Annotated in this window: 18 protein-coding genes and 1 pseudogene; 1 reads left to right on the forward strand and 18 read right to left on the reverse strand. The window is 60.4% G+C overall.

Annotation, left to right across the window (positions count from 1 at the left end):
* Window positions 1-259: 259 nt before the first annotated feature.
* Complete coding sequence (locus ACXPUX_RS14000; protein ID WP_458828778.1) at window positions 260-1,159, reverse strand: GDSL-type esterase/lipase family protein; 900 nt, start codon at window positions 1,157-1,159, stop codon at window positions 260-262.
* A 221-nt stretch (window positions 1,160-1,380) separates the two neighbouring features.
* Here ACXPUX_RS14000 and ACXPUX_RS14005 point away from each other — a divergent pair, with 221 nt between their 5' ends.
* Window positions 1,381-1,668 carry a hypothetical protein gene (locus tag ACXPUX_RS14005; RefSeq protein WP_458828779.1) on the forward strand — a complete coding sequence of 96 codons (288 nt, stop codon included), beginning with the start codon at window positions 1,381-1,383 and terminating at the stop codon, window positions 1,666-1,668.
* 244 nt (window positions 1,669-1,912) lie between these two features.
* Here ACXPUX_RS14005 and ACXPUX_RS14010 read toward each other — a convergent pair whose 3' ends face one another.
* The 17 genes and pseudogenes from ACXPUX_RS14010 to trmFO all read right to left on the reverse strand — a co-directional run bounded on the left by ACXPUX_RS14010 (window position 1,913) and on the right by trmFO (window position 20,087).
* Window positions 1,913-2,488: a CD1247 N-terminal domain-containing protein gene (locus ACXPUX_RS14010; RefSeq protein ID WP_458828780.1), complete on the reverse strand. Its 576-nt coding sequence runs from the start codon at window positions 2,486-2,488 to the stop codon at window positions 1,913-1,915.
* A 72-nt stretch (window positions 2,489-2,560) separates the two neighbouring features.
* Window positions 2,561-3,118: an elongation factor P gene (efp, locus tag ACXPUX_RS14015; RefSeq protein WP_005928281.1), complete on the reverse strand. Its 558-nt coding sequence runs from the start codon at window positions 3,116-3,118 to the stop codon at window positions 2,561-2,563.
* Window positions 3,119-3,237: 119 nt separating this feature from the next.
* On the reverse strand, window positions 3,238-4,107 hold the full coding sequence (locus ACXPUX_RS14020; RefSeq protein ID WP_458828781.1) for a TIM barrel protein: 870 nt from the start codon (window positions 4,105-4,107) through the stop codon (window positions 3,238-3,240).
* Window positions 4,104-4,607 carry a YqeG family HAD IIIA-type phosphatase gene (locus tag ACXPUX_RS14025; protein WP_458828783.1) on the reverse strand — a complete coding sequence of 168 codons (504 nt, stop codon included), beginning with the start codon at window positions 4,605-4,607 and terminating at the stop codon, window positions 4,104-4,106. Before ACXPUX_RS14025 ends, ACXPUX_RS14020 begins: the two co-directional genes overlap by 4 nt.
* A gap of 135 nt (window positions 4,608-4,742) precedes the next feature.
* Window positions 4,743-4,919, reverse strand: coding sequence for a 30S ribosomal protein S21 (rpsU, locus tag ACXPUX_RS14030; protein WP_005928271.1), 177 nt, complete (start codon window positions 4,917-4,919; stop codon window positions 4,743-4,745).
* Window positions 4,920-5,140: 221 nt separating this feature from the next.
* Complete coding sequence (leuS, locus tag ACXPUX_RS14035) at window positions 5,141-7,690, reverse strand: leucine--tRNA ligase (RefSeq protein ID WP_458828785.1); 2,550 nt, start codon at window positions 7,688-7,690, stop codon at window positions 5,141-5,143.
* A gap of 198 nt (window positions 7,691-7,888) precedes the next feature.
* Window positions 7,889-8,272 carry a ribosome silencing factor gene (gene rsfS / locus ACXPUX_RS14040; RefSeq protein WP_015536738.1) on the reverse strand — a complete coding sequence of 128 codons (384 nt, stop codon included), beginning with the start codon at window positions 8,270-8,272 and terminating at the stop codon, window positions 7,889-7,891.
* Between the two features lie 60 nt (window positions 8,273-8,332).
* Window positions 8,333-9,706 carry an LCP family protein gene (locus tag ACXPUX_RS14045; RefSeq protein ID WP_458828788.1) on the reverse strand — a complete coding sequence of 458 codons (1,374 nt, stop codon included), beginning with the start codon at window positions 9,704-9,706 and terminating at the stop codon, window positions 8,333-8,335.
* Between the two features lie 147 nt (window positions 9,707-9,853).
* Window positions 9,854-10,432 (reverse strand): bis(5'-nucleosyl)-tetraphosphatase (symmetrical) YqeK, encoded by a 579-nt coding sequence (gene yqeK / locus ACXPUX_RS14050; protein ID WP_458002728.1) that lies wholly within the window; start codon window positions 10,430-10,432, stop codon window positions 9,854-9,856.
* A complete protein-coding gene (gene nadD / locus ACXPUX_RS14055) occupies window positions 10,433-11,071 on the reverse strand; it encodes a nicotinate (nicotinamide) nucleotide adenylyltransferase (RefSeq protein WP_458828789.1) in 639 nt (212 codons plus the stop codon).
* A gap of 1 nt (window position 11,072) precedes the next feature.
* Window positions 11,073-11,369: a YhbY family RNA-binding protein gene (locus ACXPUX_RS14060; RefSeq protein ID WP_005928250.1), complete on the reverse strand. Its 297-nt coding sequence runs from the start codon at window positions 11,367-11,369 to the stop codon at window positions 11,073-11,075.
* Window positions 11,370-11,788: 419 nt separating this feature from the next.
* The gene (gene rdgB, locus ACXPUX_RS14065) at window positions 11,789-12,427 is read right to left on the reverse strand and encodes an RdgB/HAM1 family non-canonical purine NTP pyrophosphatase (RefSeq protein ID WP_458828791.1); all 639 of its coding nucleotides are present in this window, start codon (window positions 12,425-12,427) and stop codon (window positions 11,789-11,791) included.
* A gap of 13 nt (window positions 12,428-12,440) precedes the next feature.
* Complete coding sequence (ftsY, locus tag ACXPUX_RS14070; protein ID WP_458828793.1) at window positions 12,441-13,379, reverse strand: signal recognition particle-docking protein FtsY; 939 nt, start codon at window positions 13,377-13,379, stop codon at window positions 12,441-12,443.
* A 35-nt stretch (window positions 13,380-13,414) separates the two neighbouring features.
* Window positions 13,415-16,971, reverse strand: a pseudogene (smc, locus tag ACXPUX_RS14075) (chromosome segregation protein SMC).
* Window positions 16,972-17,646 (reverse strand): ribonuclease III, encoded by a 675-nt coding sequence (gene rnc / locus ACXPUX_RS14080; RefSeq protein WP_308563089.1) that lies wholly within the window; start codon window positions 17,644-17,646, stop codon window positions 16,972-16,974.
* Between the two features lie 18 nt (window positions 17,647-17,664).
* On the reverse strand, window positions 17,665-18,681 hold the full coding sequence (gene plsX / locus ACXPUX_RS14085; protein ID WP_458828796.1) for a phosphate acyltransferase PlsX: 1,017 nt from the start codon (window positions 18,679-18,681) through the stop codon (window positions 17,665-17,667).
* 29 nt (window positions 18,682-18,710) lie between these two features.
* On the reverse strand, window positions 18,711-20,087 hold the full coding sequence (gene trmFO / locus ACXPUX_RS14090) for a methylenetetrahydrofolate--tRNA-(uracil(54)-C(5))-methyltransferase (FADH(2)-oxidizing) TrmFO (RefSeq protein ID WP_458828798.1): 1,377 nt from the start codon (window positions 20,085-20,087) through the stop codon (window positions 18,711-18,713).
* Between the last annotated feature and the right edge of the window lie 57 nt (window positions 20,088-20,144).

Below are 20,144 nucleotides of genomic sequence, written 5' to 3' on the forward strand. Positions count from 1 at the left end.
GGTATTTTAGTTTTATGATCGTGGTTCAGAAACGTCTGCGGACGTTTCTGAACCACTTTTTTCACGGAAAAAGTTACCACCGGAAACAGCTCCTACTGTAAAAATGCGTTTGTCGCGCCCCGCAGGGCGCGACAAACGCGAAATATAAAATAATTTTTCCGCTGAAGATGCCCAAAGCAACGCGGAGGGCATTCCAAATCGTCCCACACAGCAAGAAAGGCTGCTGCACAAATCCCGTGCAGCAGCCTTTTGTGTTTTTTTACTCCATTGTGTGGCTGCAAAGGTAGTCCACCCATGCGGCGTAGCCCTCCAGCTTAATGTGGTAGCCGTCCGGCTGGGCATAGCTTTCGATCAGGTCGCCGTTTTCGTCTGCCAGCACCTCCCACAGGTTGAGGAAATAGCAGTCCTTTTCCAGTGCAATGGCGGCCAGCTCGTTGTTGATGCGGCACAGGCGGTCGCGGTTCAGCCCTGCGTGATTTGCCTGTGCGCTCACCTCCGGCCGTACCGGCGTGATAGACTGCACATAGATCTTTGCATCCGGCAGCGCCTGACTGATCATATCCAGCATCAGACGGTAGTAGGTCAGAAAGCTGGTGTAGTCGGTGTCCCGCCCCAGCACGTTGCTGCCCAGCAGCACATAGACGGCCTTGGGCTGCTGGGCGGTCAAGGCGTCCAGCGGGATCTCTGCCACGCCGTCCGCCCGCTTGCAGCTGGTTCCGTTGACAAAGGCGTTGGGGCCTACCCCCTTGTAGGCGCAGAACTGCGCCCCGGGCAGGCCGGTATCGTAGATCTGCAGCCCCTGTGTCAGGCTGTCGCCCACAAAGCTGGCCTGCGCAAACCAGCTTTTTTCCACCGGAGTGCTGGCCGGAAGTGCCGCCATGCGGAAGTCCAGCGCCGTTTCCGTGCTGCCCTCCAGCGTCTGCACCCGGAGCTGCCGCGCCAGCGGGTAGCTGACCGTATTCCATGTGTTGTCCGTAGTCACCTGCCGCAGAATGGTATTCTGGCTCAGGGCGGTATCCACGCGCTCCCGGTGCAGCACCTTCCACAGGATGCCGATGGCTCCCAGCAGAGCCAGAAGTGCCAGCAAGGCAACGATGATAAACACCCTGCGCCAGCGCCGGTGCAGGATGCGCCGCCGGTATTCCTGATAATCTGCCATTGTCGTTCCCTCACTTCCGGCCCGGAATGCGGGCTGTTCTATTTATAGTATAGCATAACTGCACCCAACGGCAAGCCCCATTTGCCAAAAATGTGTCGCCGCTTTTGCACGGTGCGGGGCAGTTTTGGTGCAAAACCGACAGTGCACTGCCGCAAACGCTTGCATCCCATAGGCAGGATGTGTTATACTAAGATGAATCAAACGACAGGGAGGCTTTCACGATGGCATTTACACCGAAACTGACTTATAAAGGCAAGCCCCTCGTCCGCAAGGACAACGAGCTGTATTACGGCAGCATGACCGATCCCTATGTGCTGTATCTGCAGATCCTGACCACCACCCCGGTGGGCGAGCAGCAGGTAGCCGACAAGGTACACCTGATGCTGCTTTCTACCGATACCACCAAGGCTCCGCAGGAGCGCGTAGCGCGTCAGACCACCAAGTACGGCCTGTACAATGCGCTGGACATTGGCGGTATCTGGCTGCAGAAGGCCAACGAGAACCGCTGAAACAAGTTAAAATGAACAATGCCGGACAGTCTGCGGACTGCCCGGCATTGCGTTTTTATAAGGACGATTGGAAATGGCCTCCGCGTGCGCTTTGGCCATATTCATAGGAATTTTGTTTTAAATTGCAATTTTGGAAAATCTGCGGATTTTCCAAAATTGCCTTTTCACGGTAGAGTCGTAAAGGAAAACAGCATCAGCAGCAAAAAGCGTTATTTTCTGGATCCCATTTTCACAAGAGAAGCATTTACTCCTCGGTCACCTCAAAGTCCAGCGGCTCGCCGCAGTTGGGGCACTTGGGTGCGCCGTCCAGCAGCTCGTCCTCTTCAAATACGGCGGTGCTGCCGCAGGCGGGGCAGGTCACCTCGTACTGTACAGGGGCGTCCTTGGCTTCGTCCTCATCGCCTTCCAGTGCGACCTCAAAGGTCACACCGCAGTGGGCGCAGTTGGCTTCGCCTGCATCCAGATCATCCTCGCTGACGTAGACAGTCTCGCCGCAGGCGGGGCAGGCTACCTCGTAGAAGGGCTCGCTGGCGATGTCGTCATCTCCCGCATCCTCATCCTCATCGGCTGCGTCGTCGTCCTCGTCCTCGGCATCCTCGTCCTCGTACAGGTCGGCTTCCAGATCCTCCAGCTCCTCGCTCAGATCGTTGATCTGGTCGTAAGCGCGGGTCAGATCCTCGTCCATGGCGGCAATGGCATCGGCCATCTCGCCCAGCAGCGCGGCCATGGCCTTGATGATCTTGCCCTCTTTGGTGCTCTCATCCACGCCCAGACCGTCCACTAAGCCCTGCAGGTAGGCTGCTTTCTTGTTCAGTTCCATCTGAAATGCCCTCCTTGTTTGTAATACAAAACCGGGCAAACGGTTGCCCGCTGCCCGGTATGCGACAAATGATCAGACGCGCTCCATATACTCGCCGGTGCGGGTATCGATGCGGATGTGATCGCCCTCGTTGATGAACAGAGGCACACGGATCTCGGCGCCAGTCTCAACGGTAGCGGGCTTCAGGGTGTTGGTAGCAGTGTTGCCCTTGACACCCGGCTCGGTCTGGGTGACTTCCAGCTCGATGAAGTTGGGGATCTCGACGCTGAACACCTTGCCCTTGTAGCTCAGCAGCTTGCACAGCTCGTTCTCCTTGCAGAACTTGAAGTTATCGGGCACATCGGCTGCGTTGACGGGGATGTCATCGTAGGTCTCGTTGTCCATGAAGTGGTACAGGTCGCCATCCTCGTAGCTGTAGGTCACGTCCTTACGCTCGATGAAAGCCTGCGGGAACTTTGCGGTGGGGTTGTAGCTGGTCTCGACCACAGAGCCGGTGATGACGTTCTTGGTCTTGGTACGGACAAAGGCAGCGCCCTTGCCAGGCTTGACGTGCTGGAACTCAACGACCTGAAGAACCTGGCCGTCCTGCTCAAAGGTCACGCCATTGCGAAACTCGCCTGCAGAAATCATAGGAATTCCTCCATAAATTTAATCTCAGATGCTTAACGCATATCTCTATTTATTTTACCCAATCTGCCCCTGTTTGGCAAGGGGTTTGGGCAAAAAAGACGATAAAAACACAAAAACTTTTACACATTCCGCGCTGCGCGGTACATTTGCTGCATCGTCTGCGCGTCCTCGGCCTGCGTGCCTGCGCTCTCGCAGATAATCACCGGCGTCAGCTGACGCTCTGCCAGCAGCTCCATCAGGGGCTGAGGCTCCGGGCCGAACTGAGTATCGGCAAAGGTCCAGTGGCGCTTTTCGCCGCCCGCCGAGTACTCAATGCGGGAGAAGTGCACATGGAACTGCCGGGCACGGTCATCTCTCAGCACCTCGGCCATACGGTTCAGAATGGCGGCATAGTCTGCCTTGGTTTGAATGCCGCCCAGCGTGCGGGCGTTCAGGTGGCCGAAGTCGATGCAGGGGGTGATGCGGCTATCCACGCCGCACAGCGCCAGTACCTCGTCCAGCGTACCCAGCTGTCCCACCTTGCCCATGGTCTCCGGGCACAGGGTCATATCCCCAAAGCCCGCCTCGTCCAGCGCAGCCACGGCGCGGCGCATGGTATCCAGCGCCTTTTCCAGCGCGGCTTCCCGGCTCTGCTTGCCGCAGCTGCCGGAGTGGAAGATGATGCGTCTGCCGCCCAGCGCCCGGCACACCGCCGCGCTTTGCAGCAGGTACTGGATGCTGTTCAGCCGCTTGTCCTCTTCCAGACTGGACATACTGATATAATAAGGTGCGTGGACGCTGAACAGGATGTCCCGCTCAGCGGCAAGGGCAGCCATGCGGGCGGCCTTATCCAGCCCCAGACGCACCCCGCGCCCGCACTGGTACTCAAAGGCGTTCAGCCCCATTTTGGCGGTGTACTCCGGCACGTCCAGACTGCTTTTGTAGCCTTGGGCGGCAAAGCTGTCGCTGGTGCCTGCGGTGCCGAACCGGATCTTCCAAGCTTCGCTCATAGGGTCTTACCTCCCCGGTCGTAGTACTTCTGCCAGTGCTTCTTTTCCCACTTGCGTTTCAGGATGACCTGTGCGCCCAAATCCGGCCCGCGGGGGATGACCATCAGCCCGGGGATGCCATACAGCGCCGCCACCATACGGTCGGCGTAAAGCTGGTCGCCCACCATGGCCATCTGGCGGTGCTTCACCCCCATGCGGTGCTGTGCCACCATCAGTGCAAAAGGCAGGGGCTTGGCGGCGCGGTACAGGTAGGCAAGCCCCAGCTTTTCCGCAAAGGGGCGTACACGCTTTTCCGCACCGTTTGAAACGATGGTCAGCTTTACCCCGGCCTTGCGCATGGCGGCAAGCCACGCGGCAACATCTTCCGGCAATTCCTGACTGCGGTCTGCGGTCAGGGTGTTGTCGATATCCAGCACCAGCGCCGTGATACCCTTGGCTGCCAGCCATTCCGGCGTGATATGGGTAACGTCCTTGAAAACATATTCGGGGGTAATGAGCATAAATAGACCCTCTCAGTCTGCCCTGCGCAAAGCAGCTTTAAAATGAAAATAGGGGAACCTGTATAACAGGCTCCCCTACATCGGCGTTAGCAACGCGTTTAAAATCTAAAGCAACGTGCGATTCCAAGCAATCAATTACTTGAACTTGCGCTTGCGGGCTGCTTCGGACTTCTTCTTGCGCTTAACAGACGGCTTCTCGTAAGCCTCGCGCTTACGAACCTCTGCGAGCACACCGCTGCGAGCAGTGCTGCGCTTGAAGCGACGCAGTGCGCTTTCCAGCGACTCGCCCTCTTTAACACGAATTTCCGACATCTTATTCCCTCCCTTGGACCGTGAGGCAGGAATTTCGTTGTTACATGGTAACTAACAGTAGACAGTATAGCGCATTTTATCCGGTTCGTCAACCTTTTTTTGAAAGTTTTTGCTCAAAACTTTTGAAAGATTTTTGAACAGACGCTGCCGGGTGTTTCCTGCGCCAGGTCCGCCTCTGCGGGTGATGATATGTTCACGCTTATTCAGCGGAGCAGCAGTTCTCAGCCCTTGGCAGCCAGATTGACCAGACGGCCCTTGACGTAGATCTCCTTGACCAGCTGCTTGCCCTCCAGCGCGGCAGCCACAGCGGGGTCTGCCTTGGCGGTGGCGATGGCGTCCTCGGCGGTGATGTCTGCGGGCACCTTCAGGCGTGTCTTCACCTTGCCGTTCACCTGCACGGCGATCTCCACAGCAGCCTCCACGCACTTGGCTTCCTCGTAGGCAGGCCACGGATAGTAGGCCAGCTGCTCATCGTGGCTGTGACCCAGCTTTTCCCACAGCTCCTCGGTCATGTGGGGAGCAAAGGGGTTCAGCAGCTGCACCAGCGTCTCAAACTCGGCCTTGGTCGCGCCGCCGTTGTCATACATGGCGTTGACCAGCGTCATCAGCTGGGCAATGGCGGTGTTCATCTTCAGACCCTCGATATCTGCGCTGACCTTCTTGATGGTCTGGTGCATCAGGGTCTCCATGGCGGGGCGGTAGCCCTCGCCCTCCACCAGCTTATCGCTCAGTGCCCACACGCGGTCAAGGAAGCGGTTGCAGCCTGCGATGGCAGAGGTCTGCCACGGTGCAGCCTGCTCAAAGTCGCCCATGAACATCTCGTACAGACGCATGGTGTCGGCACCGTACTGGTTCACCACCTCGTCGGGGTTGATAACATTGCCAAGGCTCTTGGACATCTTCACGATGGGATGGCGTGCCATCTCGCCGTACTTCTCTTCCAGTGCCTTCTCGGCGGCCTTCTGGCTGCCGTACTCCTTGAGCAGCTTCTCCTGCTCCTCAGCGGGCAGGTTGACAAAGCTGTGGGGGTTCAGGCCAAGGATCATGCCGTGAGCGGTACGCTTCTGGTAAGGCTCAGCCGTGGGCACCACACCGATATCGTACAGGAACTTATGCCAGAAGCGGCTGTACAGCAGGTGCAGGGTGGTGTGCTCCATACCGCCGTTGTACCAGTCCACCGGAGACCAGTATTCCAGTGCTTCCTTGGAGGCCAGCGCATCCTTGCAGTGGGGGTCCATGTAGCGCAGGAAGTACCAGGAGGAACCGGCCCACTGTGGCATGGTGTCGGTCTCGCGGGTAGCGGGGCCGCCGCAGCAGGGGCAGGTGGTCTTGACCCAGTCCTTGTGGCGTGCCAGCGGGGACTCGCCGTCCGGGCCCGGCTCAAAGTCGGTGATGTCCGGCAGGGTCAGCGGCAGGCTGCTCTCGGGCAGGGGCTGCCAGCCGCACTTGTCGCAGTGCACCATGGGGATGGGCTCGCCCCAGTAACGCTGACGGCTGAACACCCAGTCGCGCAGCTTGTAGTTGACCTTATCGCGGCCCTTGCCGTTCTCTTCCAGCCAAGTGATCATCTTCTTTTTGGCATCGACCACGGACAGACCGTTCAGGAAACCGGAGTTGACCAGCGTACCGGTAGCCACATCGGTAAAGGCGGCCTCATCCAGATTGGACGGGGTGTTGCCCTTGACCACCTCGATGATGGGCAGGCCGAACTTCTTGGCGAACTCCCAGTCGCGGGTATCGTGGGCAGGCACAGCCATGATGGCACCGGTGCCGTAGGTGGACAGGACGTAGTCGGAGATGAAGATGGGGATCTCGGTCTCGTTGACCGGGTTGATGCCCATGACGCCTTCCAGCTTGACGCCGGTCTTTTCCTTGTTTAGCTCACTGCGCTCAAAGTCGCTCTTGCGGGCTGCCTCGGCCTGATAGGCCTTGACGGCATCGGCATTCTTGAGGATGCCCTTTTCCAGCCATGCCTTGAGCAGGGCGTGCTCCGGGGAGATGACCATGTAGGTAGCACCGAACAGGGTATCGCAGCGGGTGGTGTACACGGTCAGGGTGTCACCGGCGGTGGTGCCGAAGTTCACCTCGGCGCCGTGGCTGCGGCCGATCCAGTTCTTCTGCTGGGTGGCCACGCGCTCGATGTAATCCAGGCCGTCCAGACCGTCGATCAGCTTATCGGCATAGGCGGTGATCTTGAGCATCCACTGGCTCTTGACGCGGTGCACCACCTCGCTGCCGCAGCGCTCGCACACGCCGTTGACAACTTCCTCGTTGGCCAGCACGCACTTGCAGCCGGTGCACCAGTTGACGTTCATTTCCTTCTTGTAAGCCAGACCGTGCTTGTACAGCTGCAGGAAGATCCACTGGGTCCACTTGTAGTACTCGGGGTCGGTGGTGTTGATCTCGCGATCCCAGTCAAAGGAGAAGCCCAGCGCCTTGAGCTGGCTGCGGAAATGATCCACGTTGCTCTTGGTGACGATGGCCGGGTGGATGTGGTTCTTCATGGCGAAGTTCTCGGTGGGCAGACCGAAGGCATCCCAGCCCATGGGGTACAGCACATTGTAGCCGTTTTTACGGCGCTTGCGGCTTACCACGTCCAGCGCGGTGTAGCTGCGGGGGTGACCGACGTGCAGGCCTGCACCCGAGGGATACGGGAACTCCACAAGGGCATAGAACTTGGGTTTTTTGTGGTCGATCTCGACATGGAAGGTCTTTTCGTCCTCCCACACCTTCTGCCACTTGGCTTCAACAGCCTTGTAATCATACTTCATGTTTGTAATCAGCTCCAGACTTTAACCAAAATACCGTTGCTTGGGGGCGTATGCTTTTAAGGTACTTCCGGTATAAACCCTCTCAGTCAGGGCATTCGCCCTGCCAGCTCCCCCGAGGGGGGAGCTTTTCTGCCAACTTTCCCTATTGCGCCGCAATAACGGAGTGGGTTCTGCCAGAAGCAAACCTTTTTGCCTTAATTATTCAATGCTGCTATCCGGGGTCAGGTACTCCGAGATGTCCACCGGCTCGCCGTCTGCCCACAGGTGCTCCAGATCATAGTAAGCGCGGCTGTTGGGCACAAAGACGTGCACGATGACATTGGAGTAATCCAGCAGCACCCAGTTCTTGGTGTCGTGACCCTCGGTGCTGTAAGGCTCCAGACCCTTCTGCGAAAGCTCGTACTCCACCTCATCGGCCAGAGATGCCACCTGCGTGGTGGAGGTACCGGAGGCGATGACGAAGTAATCGGTCAGGACGGTCAGGCTTTCCACCTTGAGCACCCGCACATCCTGCGCCTTCTTCTTGTCCAGAATCTTGGCGATCTCAATGGCAAGCGCCTTGCTGTCGTTGAAATTATCCATGTGTTTCTCCCTTCTGTCGGAACATCCCCGCACCCGGTGTGCAGGGCATTGTTTTTGTTGTTACTGTCCGGTGCCCGCTGCCTGACCATCGGTGGTCACAGCGCCGGAAAGGTCGGTATCGCCGCTGAGGATGGCGTCGTCGGATTCCTTATCGATGCGTCCCATATACTGCACGTTGGCATCGGTGGATGCGCTGCCGTGGGGCCACTGGTCGGTGACCATGTGCAGCTCGCTTACCTCCACCGGGCCGGTGTAAGTGCAAAAATACTGGTTGAGCAGGTTTACGATGGAGCCGGCATCCGGCACCACGCAGGAGTAGCCGGCAAAGGAGTCGGTCTTGCCCACGTTGGGCACGCCCATGAACACCGGCGTCTGCGCCAGAATGATATTGGAACTGTCAATTTTAAGGAAAGACGCCAGCAGCTTTGCAATGGTAGTGATATCCATATCCGTGTGGATATAGTCCTTGAAGATCAGCGGCAGCTGGTTCAGGATATCGGTAATGCCCATGGCGCGGGCGCGCTTGAACAGACCTGCGTAGAAGTAGCGCTGCATATTCAAGCGGTCGATATCGGAGTTTGCGTAGCCATCGCCGTGGCGGCAGCGCACAAAGAACTCTGCCGAAGCGCCGTCCAAATTGCGGTAGCCCTTCAGCAGCTTACTGCCGCCGTAGGACATATCCCGGGGGATATACACCTCGATGCCGCCGAAGTTGTCCACCATTTCCACCAGTGCCTGCATATCAATGGTGACATAGTAGTCGATGGGCAGATGGTACTGGTCGTAGATGACATCTGCCAGCGCGGCAATGCTGCCGCCGTTGGAAAGCGCCACCGAGTTGATCTGGTAGTTGGAAACGGCATAGGTCTTGCCGTTGGAAAGGGTAAGCTTGCGGTTCTGGGTGGTCACCAGCGTGTTGCGGGGGATCTGCAGCATCCGCAGCGCACCGCCCTTGATATCGAACTGGCAGTACAGGATCATATCCGTCATGCCGTCGTTGGAGCTGGTGTCGCTGTAGGTGCGTCCCTCTTCAAAGTCGATGCCGCAGACCAGAATGTTGACCACATCGCCCTTGTACTCCTCGGCGGTCTGGATCTCCTGCACGATGGAGGGGGCGCTTTCTGCCGGGCGGATGCTGTCCTCCACCTTGTTCACAAGGCTCACACCGTACACCACCACACCGGAGATCACGGCGATCACCCCCATCACGATGGCAAAGGGCAGCCACAGCGGGGTCTTTTTCTTCTTTTTGCGGCGGCGCGGTGCATCGTCCCCGCTCATGTCGGGCTGTGCCGGGCGGTGGGGCGGGGCGGCGTGCTGTGCCCCGGCGGTGCTGCGGGTGTTCTGCTCCGGGGCAGCCTGCGGGGCACGCGCCGCCTGATCCGGGCGGCTGAGTGAGCGGTCTGTATTGATATGGCGTGGCGTCTGGCTCATGCTTTTTGTATCCTCCAGCTTTTCACTGCTCTGCAGAGTTTTTTACTTGCAGACCTGTCATATCCTTCAGTATAGCATGGTACGGCAAAATCTGCAATTGTTTTATCCGGGGATGGCCGGAACCATTTTTAACCGGTGTCCGGCTTTTCACCCTTCATTCTGCCCGCTGTGCGCTAAGATATCCTCGTAGGCAGCCTTGCTCTCGGGGTCAAGAGGCTTGCCCTCGGACAGCACAAAGCCGTTGGTCTGCTTGAGCGCTGCCAGCATGGCCGCGTCCAAATCTTTCATTTCCAGCTTGCGCAGCTTTTCCACCCCGGGCCAGTCCCGCTCTGCACTGGTCATATCGGCCAGATACAGGATCTTGTCCAGCTGGGTCATGCCCGCCTTGCCTGCGGTATGGCAGGCGATGGCGCTGAGCACGGCTTCGTCCGTAACGCCCCATTCCGTACGCGCCAGAATGGCGGCACAGATGCCGTGCCACACCGGCGTGGGGCGCGCTTCGCCGCCCTGTGCATATTCCGGGTGCGCCTGCATGATAGCGCGCATCTCATCCTTGGGCAGTTCCTTGGCGGCATCGTGCAAAAGCGCCGCCAGTGCGGCCTGCTCCGGGTCGGTGCCATAGTGCTTGGCCAGCTTGACGGCCATTTTTTTCACGTTGATGGTATGCTCGTAGCGCTTATCGCTCAAGCGGCTGCGCACAAGCTCCTTTGCCTGTTTCAGATCCATTTATCTGCTACTTCCTTCTGTGTTCCGGTATAGTCCCTCCCGCCGGATAACGCTGCGCACTTCCTCCGGCAGTTCGGCTTCACACTCTTCTCCGTTGGCAAGCCGGGCACGCAGCTGGCTGCTGGACATGGGCAGCGCCTGCACCGGGGCAAACAGGATGCGTCCGCCCGATGGGTCCAGCTGCTTTGCCTTTGCGTGCAGCGCCGGTGCATCGCCGACATCCCGGCTGGTGACCACCACCCGCGCAATGCGCAGGATATCCTGCCAGCGGTGCCAGCCCTCAAAGCTGAGCAGCATATCGCTGCCAATGGCAAGGTACAGCACCGCGCCGGGGTTCTCCCTTGCCAGCATTTCCAGCGTGAGCACGGTATAATTGCGGCTGCCCGCTGCGGCCTGCGCCACCTCCCAGCCGCTCACTCGCAGCGGCGGCATCCCGGGCTCCTGCGCCAGCGCCGCAAAGCACCGGCACATTTCCAGCCGCAGCGCACCGGAGGCGTTCGTCCCCTGCTTAAAGGGGGAAGTGCCTGCCGGCATCACCACGATCTTATCCGGGTGCACGCGGTCTGCCGCTGCACGCAGGTTGTTCAGGTGGCCGTTATGGGGCGGGTCGAAGCTGCCGCCATAGAGAAGGATCTTCATCTTACTTCAGCAGCGCAGCGTAGGCGCTGTCCTTTTTCTTCTGCAGATACAGCACGAACTTGGAGCCGATGACCTGCACGCAGTCTGCACCGGTGGCCTCGGCCAGCTTGGCAGCGGCCTCACGGGCGTTGTACATACTGTTTTCCAGCACCTTGAGTTTGATGAGCTCCCGGGCATCCAGACAGTCCTTGACGCCCTGGATCAGGGTCTCGTCGATCTCGCCCTTACCCACGATATAAACGGGATCCATGGTATTTGCCTTGCCGCGCAGAATGGCGCGCTGTTTGCTAGTCAGCATAGTTTTTCTCCTTTATTTTACAATAAAATAATATTATGTGTTACAGGCGGCGGGTATTTTCTCTGAGGACCGTCCGCTGGGGTGGGACCCTGTTGCCCGCAGGGCAATAGGGCGGGCGATGGAATGGCTTGCAACAGCAACGACCGCCGCCAGCGGCGGAAACAGAGAGTTGCTGTTGGGGCAGCGGCCAGCAAGACGCAAGTGCCGCCCAAGGCACGATGCGGATGCTGGGTGCCGCAACCCGTGTTCGTGTCCGAAGAGAAAGTACCCGCTGCCCGGGTCAAGCGCAGTTGCCTTTGCGTCCTTCTTCCGTGAAAGGGTGAATTGAAAATGACCGCAGTCATTTTCAATTCACATATCTAAAATTTTTCTTCCTCTGAAGATGGCCAAAGCGAACGCGACGGCCATTTAAAATCGTTTTATTTTTCTGCCAAAAAGTCAGGCAGCTGCTTTTCCAGCGCTGCCAGCGCGTTGCCGCGATGGCTGATGGCGTCCTTTTCGTCGGGGGTCAGCTGGGCGTAGCTGCGGTTCTCGGTGTTGGGACGCTTGTCCGTTTTGCCCACGCCGCAGTCGGCGGGGATGAACAGCGGGTCGTAGCCAAAGCCGTAGTCGCCGCACAGCCGCGTAAAGGCGATGCTGCCCGGGCATTCTCCCATGCAGGTCAGGTGCCGACCGTCCGGCAGGATGAAGCACACCGCCGAGACGAACTTTGCGCCCCGCTGCCCGGCAGGCACCGCCTGCATGGCAGCCAGAAGCTTATCATTGTTGGCCTCGTCGTCGCCGTGGTGGCCGCAGTAGCGGGCGCTGTACACGCCGGGTGCGCCGTCCAGCGCGTCCACGCACAGGCCGGAGTCATCGGCGATGGTGGGCAGGCCGCTGGCCTTGCAGATGGTCTCGGCCTTGATAAGGGCATTCTCGGCAAAGGTAGTGCCGGTCTCCTCCGGCTCGATGGTGATGCCCAGTTCCTTCTGGCTGACCACCTCATGTCCCTGCGCTTCCAGAATGCGGCGCAGTTCGCGGAGCTTTCCGGCGTTGCCGGTCGCTGCACAAATTTTCATTTTCCGCGCCTCCTTAATGCTTCCATTCACGGGGGAGCAGCTCTTCCACAAAGCCCTCCGGGGTGAAGGGCAGCAGATCGTCGATGCCCTCGCCCACGCCGATAAAGCGCACCGGCAGGCCCAGACGCTGCTTGACCGCCACAACGCAGCCGCCCTTGGCGGTGCCGTCCAGCTTGGTCAGGATGATGCCGGTGGCATCGGCAGCCTTGCAGAACTCCTTGGCCTGACTGATGGCGTTCTGCCCGGTGATGGCATCCAGCACCAGCAGGGTCTCAAGGCTGGCTTCCGGGCTTGCCTTTTTGACGCTGCGGCTGATCTTGGAAAGCTCTGCCATCAGGTTTGCTTTGTTGTGCAGACGGCCTGCGGTGTCCGCAATGACCATATCATAGCCGCGTGCGGTGGCAGACTTGACCGTATCAAAGATGACGGCTGCGGGGTCTGCGCCCTCGCCTGCGCTGACGATGGGCACACCGGCACGGCCTGCCCAGATTTCCAGCTGCTCGCTGGCAGCAGCGCGGAAGGTATCACCGGCGGCCAGCATGACCCGCTTGCCCTGCCGTGTGTAATAATCGGCCAGCTTTGCAATGCTGGTGGTCTTGCCCACGCCGTTGACGCCGATGACCAGAATGACAGCGGGCTTGCCGTCCAGTGCCATCTCGGCCTCCGGGGTCATCTCCTCGGCAATGATATCGCGCAGGGCATCTGCGGCCTGCTCGCCGGTCTTGAGCCCCTTATCGCGCACACGGTCACGGAGTTTATCCACCAGATGCACCGCCACCTCGCCGCCTACGTCGGCAAGGATCAGCTGCTCCTCCAGATCATCGTACATCTCATCGTCGATGACGCTGCCGGTCAGGGTGTTCATAATACTGCCCCAGAAGCCGGTGCGGGTCTTTTCCAGACCCGTTTTCATTTTATCTTTTTCTTTTTTTCCAAATCCGAAGAACGCCATAGTGGTCCTCCTATCTATTTTCTGTTTATTTTATATCAGGAAACCAGCGTTGCGTCAACCTGTTCCAGATCCAGCTTGAGCAGCTTGGACACGCCGTCCTCCTGCATGGTAACACCATACAGCACGTTGGCGGCCTCCATAGTGCCGCGGCGGTGGGTGATGACGATGAACTGGGTCTTATCGCTGATGCGGCGCAGATACTGGGCAAACCGTACCACGTTGGCATCGTCCAAGGCGGCTTCGATCTCGTCCAGAATGCAGAAGGGCGCGGGGTTCACCGCCAGAATGGCAAAGTAGATGCTGATGGCCACCAGCGCCTGCTCTCCGCCGGAAAGGGCTTCCAGATTTTTGATCACCTTGCCCGGCGGCGCCACCCGGATGCCGATGCCGCAGGCCAGCACATCGCTTTCGTCCTCCAGCACAAGGCTGGCTTCGCCGCCGCCGAACAGCTCGGTGAACACATGGCTGAAGTTTTCGTTGATGGCGCGGAAGCTGTCGGTGAAGATCTCCCGCATCTGGGCGGAAAGCTTTGCGATCATGCGGCTCAGCTCGTTGCGGCTCTCCTCCACGTCGGTCACCTGACGGGACAGTTCATCGTAGCGGGCTTTGACCTCCTTGTACTCCTCGATGGCACTCACATTCACGCTGCCAAGGGCGCGGATCTTGCCGCGCAGGTCTGCCACTTGTGCCCGCAGCGCAGTCAGGCTGTCGAACTCCACGCACAGCTCCTCGGCCTGACTGACCGAGAGCTGGTACTCGTCCCACAGCTTTGCCACGGTCTGGTCGTACTCGGTCTCGGCAGCGGCCTTGCGCTCGGCAAGGCGTGCCATCTCCCGGCCCATCTCCTCGCGGCTGTCGGAGGCGGTGCGGGCCTTTGCCAGCGCTTCCGTTTCCTTCTGCTGGCAGGCAAGCCGCTTTTCAGTAGCTTCGCGGATAGCCTGCTCCTTTTGGGTAATGGTGGTCTGGCTGTCGATCTTGGCCTTGCGGATAGCTGCGATCTCGGTGCGGCAGGCTTCGCTGCGGGCGGCAAGGGCAGCAAGGCTTTCTTCCAGTGCAGTGCGGCGGGCAGCGGCGTCTTTGGCACGCTGTTCCAGCGCAGCGATCTGGCTGTAAGCCAGCTCTGCATCCTTGCGGCGGGTCACCTGTTCCAGCCGCTTGGCGCTGAGCGCCTGTGCCAGCTGGTTCTGCTGGGTCAGGAAGCTGTCGCTGCCCTCTGCGATGCGGCTCAGCTCGGCAGTCAGCTGCTCGATCTGCGCCGTCAGCTCTGCCTGCTGCAAGGCAGCGGCATCGGCCTTGGCGCGGCTGTCGTTCAACGCAGCCTGCAAGGCGTCCATCTGCTGCTGCGCATTCTGCACGGCAGTTTCCAGCTGGGCGGCAGCAGCTTCCAGCCGCTTCTGCTCCGCCTCTGCACGCACCCGGTCGTTGGCAGCGGTGATCTGCTCGCTGGCGGTGGCGGTCAGCTCTGCCTGCAGCGCGTCCGTCTGCTCCTTACACTGGTCGGTCTTTTCCTGCGCGGCAATGCAGTCCTTTTGCAGCTTGGCCGCCTTCAGGCGCAGCTCCTCCATCTCCTGCTTGCGGGTGAACAGACCGGCGCTGCGCTGCACGCTGCCGCCGGTAAAGCTGCCGCCTGCATTGATCACCTGTCCGTCCATGGTGACCACCTTGTTGTGGTAACCGTTGTCCCGCGCCACGCGGGAGGCTTCGTTGATATCCTCCACCACGATGATGCGCCCCAGCAGGTTCGAGACGATACTCTCGTACCGGGGGTCGGCCTGCACCAGCGCAGACGCCAGCCGCGCCGTGCCGGACAGCCGTCCCCGGAACGCGCCGGGCTGCACGGTGTCCAGCGGCAGAAAGGTGGCGCGGCCTGCATGGTCATTGCGCAGCAGGGCGATGGCGGCTTTCGCGGCGGCTTCGTTTTCCACCACAATGTTCTGCAGCGCACCGCCCAGTGCGGTCTCAATGGCAACCTCGCACCCGGGCTCCACTTTCAGGATGGTGGATACCGGCCCCAGAACGCCCCGCAGACGGCGGGCCCGGCGGCGCGCATGACCGCGCGCACCGAGTTCTGGTAGCCGTCCATGTTCTTTTCCAGCTCCCGCAGCACCGAAAGGCGCTGCCGGGCGGCATCCAGTTCCCTGCCCAGCCGCTGCTCGGCGGCATCGGCTTCGTCCAGCGCGGCCTTGCGGCTGCGCAGCTTGAGTTCCAGACCGGAGCGGATGTTGCCCAGCTGCTTTTCGTTTTCCTCCAGTGTCTGGCGGTACTTTACGGTGTCGGCCAGATCCTGTTTTGTCTCTTCCAGCTGTGCAGCGGCATCCCGGGCGCTCTGTTCCAGCGCGGGCAGACGCTGCCGGGCGGTGTCTCCGGCGGCTTCGGCGGCAGCCTGTGCCACCTGTGCTTCGGTGCGCTTTGCGGTGCGGTCGGCAAGCTCTGCCCGCAGACTGTCCTTGCGGGCACCGCTGGCGGTGCTGGCATCTGCCAGCCGGGCAAGCTCGGCGTTCAGCGCCTCGATCTCTGCCGCAAGCTTTTCGCCCGCTGCCTCCATGGTCTTTGCCACGGCGCGGTGGCGCTGCAAGGCGGCATCCGCTTCGGCGGTGTCCTGCTGCCCGGCGGCGATCTCCTGCTGCAAAGAAGCCGCGCTCTCGTCGTTGCGCAAAATATCGTTTTCCAGCACGGCAATGCGGCTTTCGGAGCCGCTGATCTGCTGGGTGATGCTGCGGATATCCCCATTCAGGCGCTCGACAGCAACCGTCAGCTGCTGTGCCTGCATACGGATCTCCTCAGCCTCCTGCTCGGCGGCCTTGGTCTCCCGGTCAAAACGCTCGTAGTCGGTCTGGGCGGTCTCGTAGTCCCGCACCTGCTGGCGCACAGCTTCCCGGGCACGGTGCACCCCATCGGTCCACAGGGTCACTTCCAGCGTTTTGCGCTGGGCGCTCAGCTCCAGAAACTTCTGTGCCTTGGCGCTCTCTTTTTCCAGCGGGCGCACCCGGCTTTCCAGCTCGCCAAGGATATCCCGCAGGCGCTCCAGATTCTCGCCCGCCGCAGCCAGACGGCGCTCGGCTTCGGTCTTGCGGTAGCGGTACTTGGCAATGCCGCAGGCTTCTTCAAAGATCTCGCGGCGCTCGCTGCTTTTTGCCGCAACGATCTCCGCAATGCGTCCCTGCCCGATGACCGAATAGCCGTCCCTGCCGATGCCGGTATCCAGCAGCAACTCGTACACATCCCGCAGACGGCAGACCTGCCCGTTGATGGTGTACTCGCTGTCGCCGGAGCGGTAGTATTTGCGGCCGATAGTCACCTCGTCCGCGTCCACATCCAGCGTGTGGGCGGCGTTGTCCAGCGTCAGCCGCACCTGCGCAAAGCCCATGGGGCTGCGCTTGCGGGTGCCGCCAAAGATGACGTCCTCCATCTTGCCGGCGGCGCGCAGCTGGCGGGAGCTGGTCTCGCCCAGCACCCAGCGCACTGCATCCGAAAGGTTGGACTTGCCGGAGCCGTTGGGGCCCACCACGCCGGTAACGCCGGTATCAAAGCTGATCTTTACCTTATCGGGAAAGCTTTTAAAGCCCTGGATCTCCAGTTCCTTGAATACCATTTACTTTTCCTTTATCACGCCCAGCAGCTTGAGCGCTTCCTTGGCGGCGCACTGCTCGGCGGCTTTTTTGCTGCGTCCCTCGCCCCGCGCCACGCGGTCGGAGTTAAAGCGCACCGCCACCACGAAATGCTTGTCGTGATCCGGGCCGGACTCGCTTTCCACCACATAGCTCAGGCGCTCTTCCGGGTTCTGCTGCACGATCTCCTGCAGACGGGTCTTGTAGTCCGCCTCGGCGTGCTTGCCCTCGGTGATGAAGGGCAGGATGAACTTACGCGCCACCTCCATGCCGCCGTCCAGATACAAGGCGGCAATAACAGCCTCGAAGGCGTCCGACACCACGCTGGGACGGGTGCGGCCGCCGCAGCGCTCCTCGCCGCGGCCAAGGCGCAGATACTCGCCAAGGCCGATCTCCTGTGCAAACTGGAACAGCGCACCCTCGCTGACAAGGCTGGCGCGGATGCGGGTCAGGTCGCCCTCCGGGCGGTCGGCGTAGGCGTGGAACAGGTAGTCTGCGGATACGATCTGCAAAACGCTGTCGCCCAGAAACTCCAGCCGCTCGTTGTGCTTGACCGGGGTGCGGCTCTCGTTGGCGTAGCTGGTGTGGGTAAGCGCGGTCTCCAGCAGCTCCGGGTTTTTGAATTTGTAACCGATGATAGTTTCCAACTGATGGCTCATGGTCGTTTTTACTCCCTTTTATTCCTCAGTTTTCTGCGCTGCGGCCAGCTCGTCCAGTGCGGACTGCATGGTGCCGCACAGGTCGTTCTCCACGCAGATCTTTGCCTGCCGGATGGCGTTTTTGATGCCCTTTGCCTTGGAGGAGCCGTGTGCCTTGATGACCGGCTGCTTTGCGCCAAGGAAGGGTGCGCCGCCATACTCCTCGCTGTCCATCTGGTGCTTCAGGTCGGTAACGCCGCCCTTGAGCAGCAGATATGCCAGCTTGCCGCCAAGGTTTGCAAGGAACATCTGCTTGAGCATACCCAGCAGCATCTTTGCCACGCCTTCGGTCAGCTTGAGGATGACATTGCCGGTAAAGCCATCGCAGACCACCACGTCCACCTCGCCGTTGGGCACGTCACGCGGCTCGATATTGCCCACAAAGCGGATGCCCGGGGTGGTCTTGAGCAGCTGGTGTGCGTCCCGCAGCACGGGGGTTCCCTTGCTCTCCTCGGCACCGTTGTTGGCCAGTGCTACACTGGGGTTTTTGCGTCCCTCTACTTTGTTCACATAGCAGCTGCCCATGACCGCAAAGGCTGCCAGCATCTCCGGGCGGCACTCCACGTTGGCACCGCAGTCCAGCAGCAGATAAGCCTGCTGCTTTGCGGGCACCATGGTAGCCAGTGCCGGGCGCTTGACGCCCCGCAAAGTGCGCACGATGAGGCTTGCGCCAACGTGCAGCGCACCGGTGCTGCCGGCAGAAACAAAGGCATCGCCCTTGCCCTCCTTGAGCAGATTCAGACCCACCACGATGGAGGAATCCTTCTTCTGACGGATGGCGCGGGCGGGCTCGTCGCACATCTCGATGGTCTCGGTGCAGTTCACCAGCTCGATGCCGTCCAGCGGGATGTTGTGCTCGGCGGCAGTCTTGCGCACCAGCGCCTCGTTGCCCACGCCAATGAGCTGCACGCCGTACTCCTTGACGGCCTGTGCAGCGCCTTCCAGAACAGCCAGCGGGGCGTTGTCGCCGCCCATCATGTCCACAATGATCTTCATACCTGTTTTCTCCTTTCAGGTGGTTTGCCTCACAGAGCGTTCTCGTCCAGCCAGTGCTGGAAGCTGGCAACAGCGCGCTCGGCCTGTGCCATGTAACGCAGCCGCTTGTCCCGGGGACGGGTCTCGGCGGGCAGCGGCGGCAGAATGCCCATGTTTGCGCCCATGGGCTGGAAGTTTTTGTTCTCGGTGGTCAGGTACTGCACCAGCGCACCGCACATGGTATCGGCGGGCGGCGGGGGCAGCTGTTTACCCTCCAAGCGGGCGTAGAGATTGCGTGCCGCCAGCAGACCGCAGGCGGCGCTTTCCATATAGCCCTCAAAGCCGGTGATCTGCCCGGCAAAAAACACGTTAGGGTGTGCTTTCAGGCACAGCTGCACGCTGAGCACCCGTGGCGCATCCAGAAAGGTGTTGCGGTGCATCACGCCGTAGCGCACAAACTCGGCATTTTCCAGCCCGGGGATCATGCTGAACACCCGCTTCTGCTCACCCCACTTGAGGTTGGTCTGGAAGCCCACGATGTTATACAGGGTGCGCTCCTTATTTTCTGCGCGCAGCTGCACATTTGCCCAAGGACGGTGGCCGGTGTTCGGGTCTACCAGACCCACCGGGCGCAGCGGGCCGAACCGCATGGTGTCGGCACCCCGGGCAGCCATGATCTCAATGGGCATACAACCCTCGTACACGGTAACGGTATCGGCCTTTTTGCCGTGGGCGTCCGGGTCGGGCTTTGTGCTCTGCTCGGCTCCGGTGTCAAAGTCGTGCAGGGGGGCGCGCTCGGCACTGGCAAGTGCGGCGTGGAAGGCCTCGTACTCTGCCTTGTTGAAGGGGCAGTTCAGGTAGTCGGCTTCGCCACGGTCGTAGCGGGAGGCGGCAAACACCTTGCCGTAGTCCAGACTTTCGGCGGTGACGATGGGCGCAACGGCATCGTAAAAATGCAGCCGCTCGTCCCCGGTCAGGCGTCCGATCTCGTCGGCCAGTGCACCGTCGGTCAGGGGGCCGGTGGCTACCAGAATAGGCGCAGTTTCGTCGATCTTTTCCACCTGTTCCCGGTGGACGGTGATGTTCTCACACTGCTCCACCATGCGGGTGACGGCGGCGCTGAAGGCATCGCGGTTCACCGCCAGCGCGCCGCCGGCGGCCACGCGGGTCTCCTCGGCGGCGGTCAGCAGCCGGCTGCCCATCCGCCGCATCTCTTCCTTCAGCAGGCCGGAGGCAGAGTCCAGCCGCTCAGCCTTCAGGCTGTTGGAGCAGATCAGCTCCGCAAAGCCCTCGCTTTTGTGGGCGGGGGAAAAGTGGACGGGCTTCTGCTCGTACAGTTCTACCTGCACGCCCTTGCCCGCCAGCCAGAGAGCCGCTTCGCAGCCCGCCAGACCCGCGCCCAGAATGGTTACTTTGTATACGTTCATTTAGTCTTTCCTTTGATCCAACCCTCTCAGTCATTGCCGAAGAGGGAGGGTGTAGCA

The sequence above is a fragment of the Faecalibacterium sp. PGM34 genome (assembly GCF_054456555.1).

Coding starts and splice junctions, on each gene's coding strand:
- ACXPUX_RS14000 (WP_458828778.1), bottom strand. CDS start 1,159: ATGGCAGATTATCAGGAATACCGGCGGCGCATCCTGCACCGGCGCTGG.
- ACXPUX_RS14005 (WP_458828779.1), top strand. CDS start 1,381: ATGGCATTTACACCGAAACTGACTTATAAAGGCAAGCCCCTCGTCCGC.
- ACXPUX_RS14010 (WP_458828780.1), bottom strand. CDS start 2,488: ATGGAACTGAACAAGAAAGCAGCCTACCTGCAGGGCTTAGTGGACGGT.
- efp (WP_005928281.1), bottom strand. CDS start 3,118: ATGATTTCTGCAGGCGAGTTTCGCAATGGCGTGACCTTTGAGCAGGAC.
- ACXPUX_RS14020 (WP_458828781.1), bottom strand. CDS start 4,107: ATGAGCGAAGCTTGGAAGATCCGGTTCGGCACCGCAGGCACCAGCGAC.
- ACXPUX_RS14025 (WP_458828783.1), bottom strand. CDS start 4,607: ATGCTCATTACCCCCGAATATGTTTTCAAGGACGTTACCCATATCACG.
- rpsU (WP_005928271.1), bottom strand. CDS start 4,919: ATGTCGGAAATTCGTGTTAAAGAGGGCGAGTCGCTGGAAAGCGCACTG.
- leuS (WP_458828785.1), bottom strand. CDS start 7,690: ATGAAGTATGATTACAAGGCTGTTGAAGCCAAGTGGCAGAAGGTGTGG.
- rsfS (WP_015536738.1), bottom strand. CDS start 8,272: ATGGATAATTTCAACGACAGCAAGGCGCTTGCCATTGAGATCGCCAAG.
- ACXPUX_RS14045 (WP_458828788.1), bottom strand. CDS start 9,706: ATGAGCCAGACGCCACGCCATATCAATACAGACCGCTCACTCAGCCGC.
- yqeK (WP_458002728.1), bottom strand. CDS start 10,432: ATGGATCTGAAACAGGCAAAGGAGCTTGTGCGCAGCCGCTTGAGCGAT.
- nadD (WP_458828789.1), bottom strand. CDS start 11,071: ATGAAGATCCTTCTCTATGGCGGCAGCTTCGACCCGCCCCATAACGGC.
- ACXPUX_RS14060 (WP_005928250.1), bottom strand. CDS start 11,369: ATGCTGACTAGCAAACAGCGCGCCATTCTGCGCGGCAAGGCAAATACC.
- rdgB (WP_458828791.1), bottom strand. CDS start 12,427: ATGAAAATTTGTGCAGCGACCGGCAACGCCGGAAAGCTCCGCGAACTG.
- ftsY (WP_458828793.1), bottom strand. CDS start 13,379: ATGGCGTTCTTCGGATTTGGAAAAAAAGAAAAAGATAAAATGAAAACG.
- rnc (WP_308563089.1), bottom strand. CDS start 17,646: ATGAGCCATCAGTTGGAAACTATCATCGGTTACAAATTCAAAAACCCG.
- plsX (WP_458828796.1), bottom strand. CDS start 18,681: ATGAAGATCATTGTGGACATGATGGGCGGCGACAACGCCCCGCTGGCT.
- trmFO (WP_458828798.1), bottom strand. CDS start 20,087: ATGAACGTATACAAAGTAACCATTCTGGGCGCGGGTCTGGCGGGCTGC.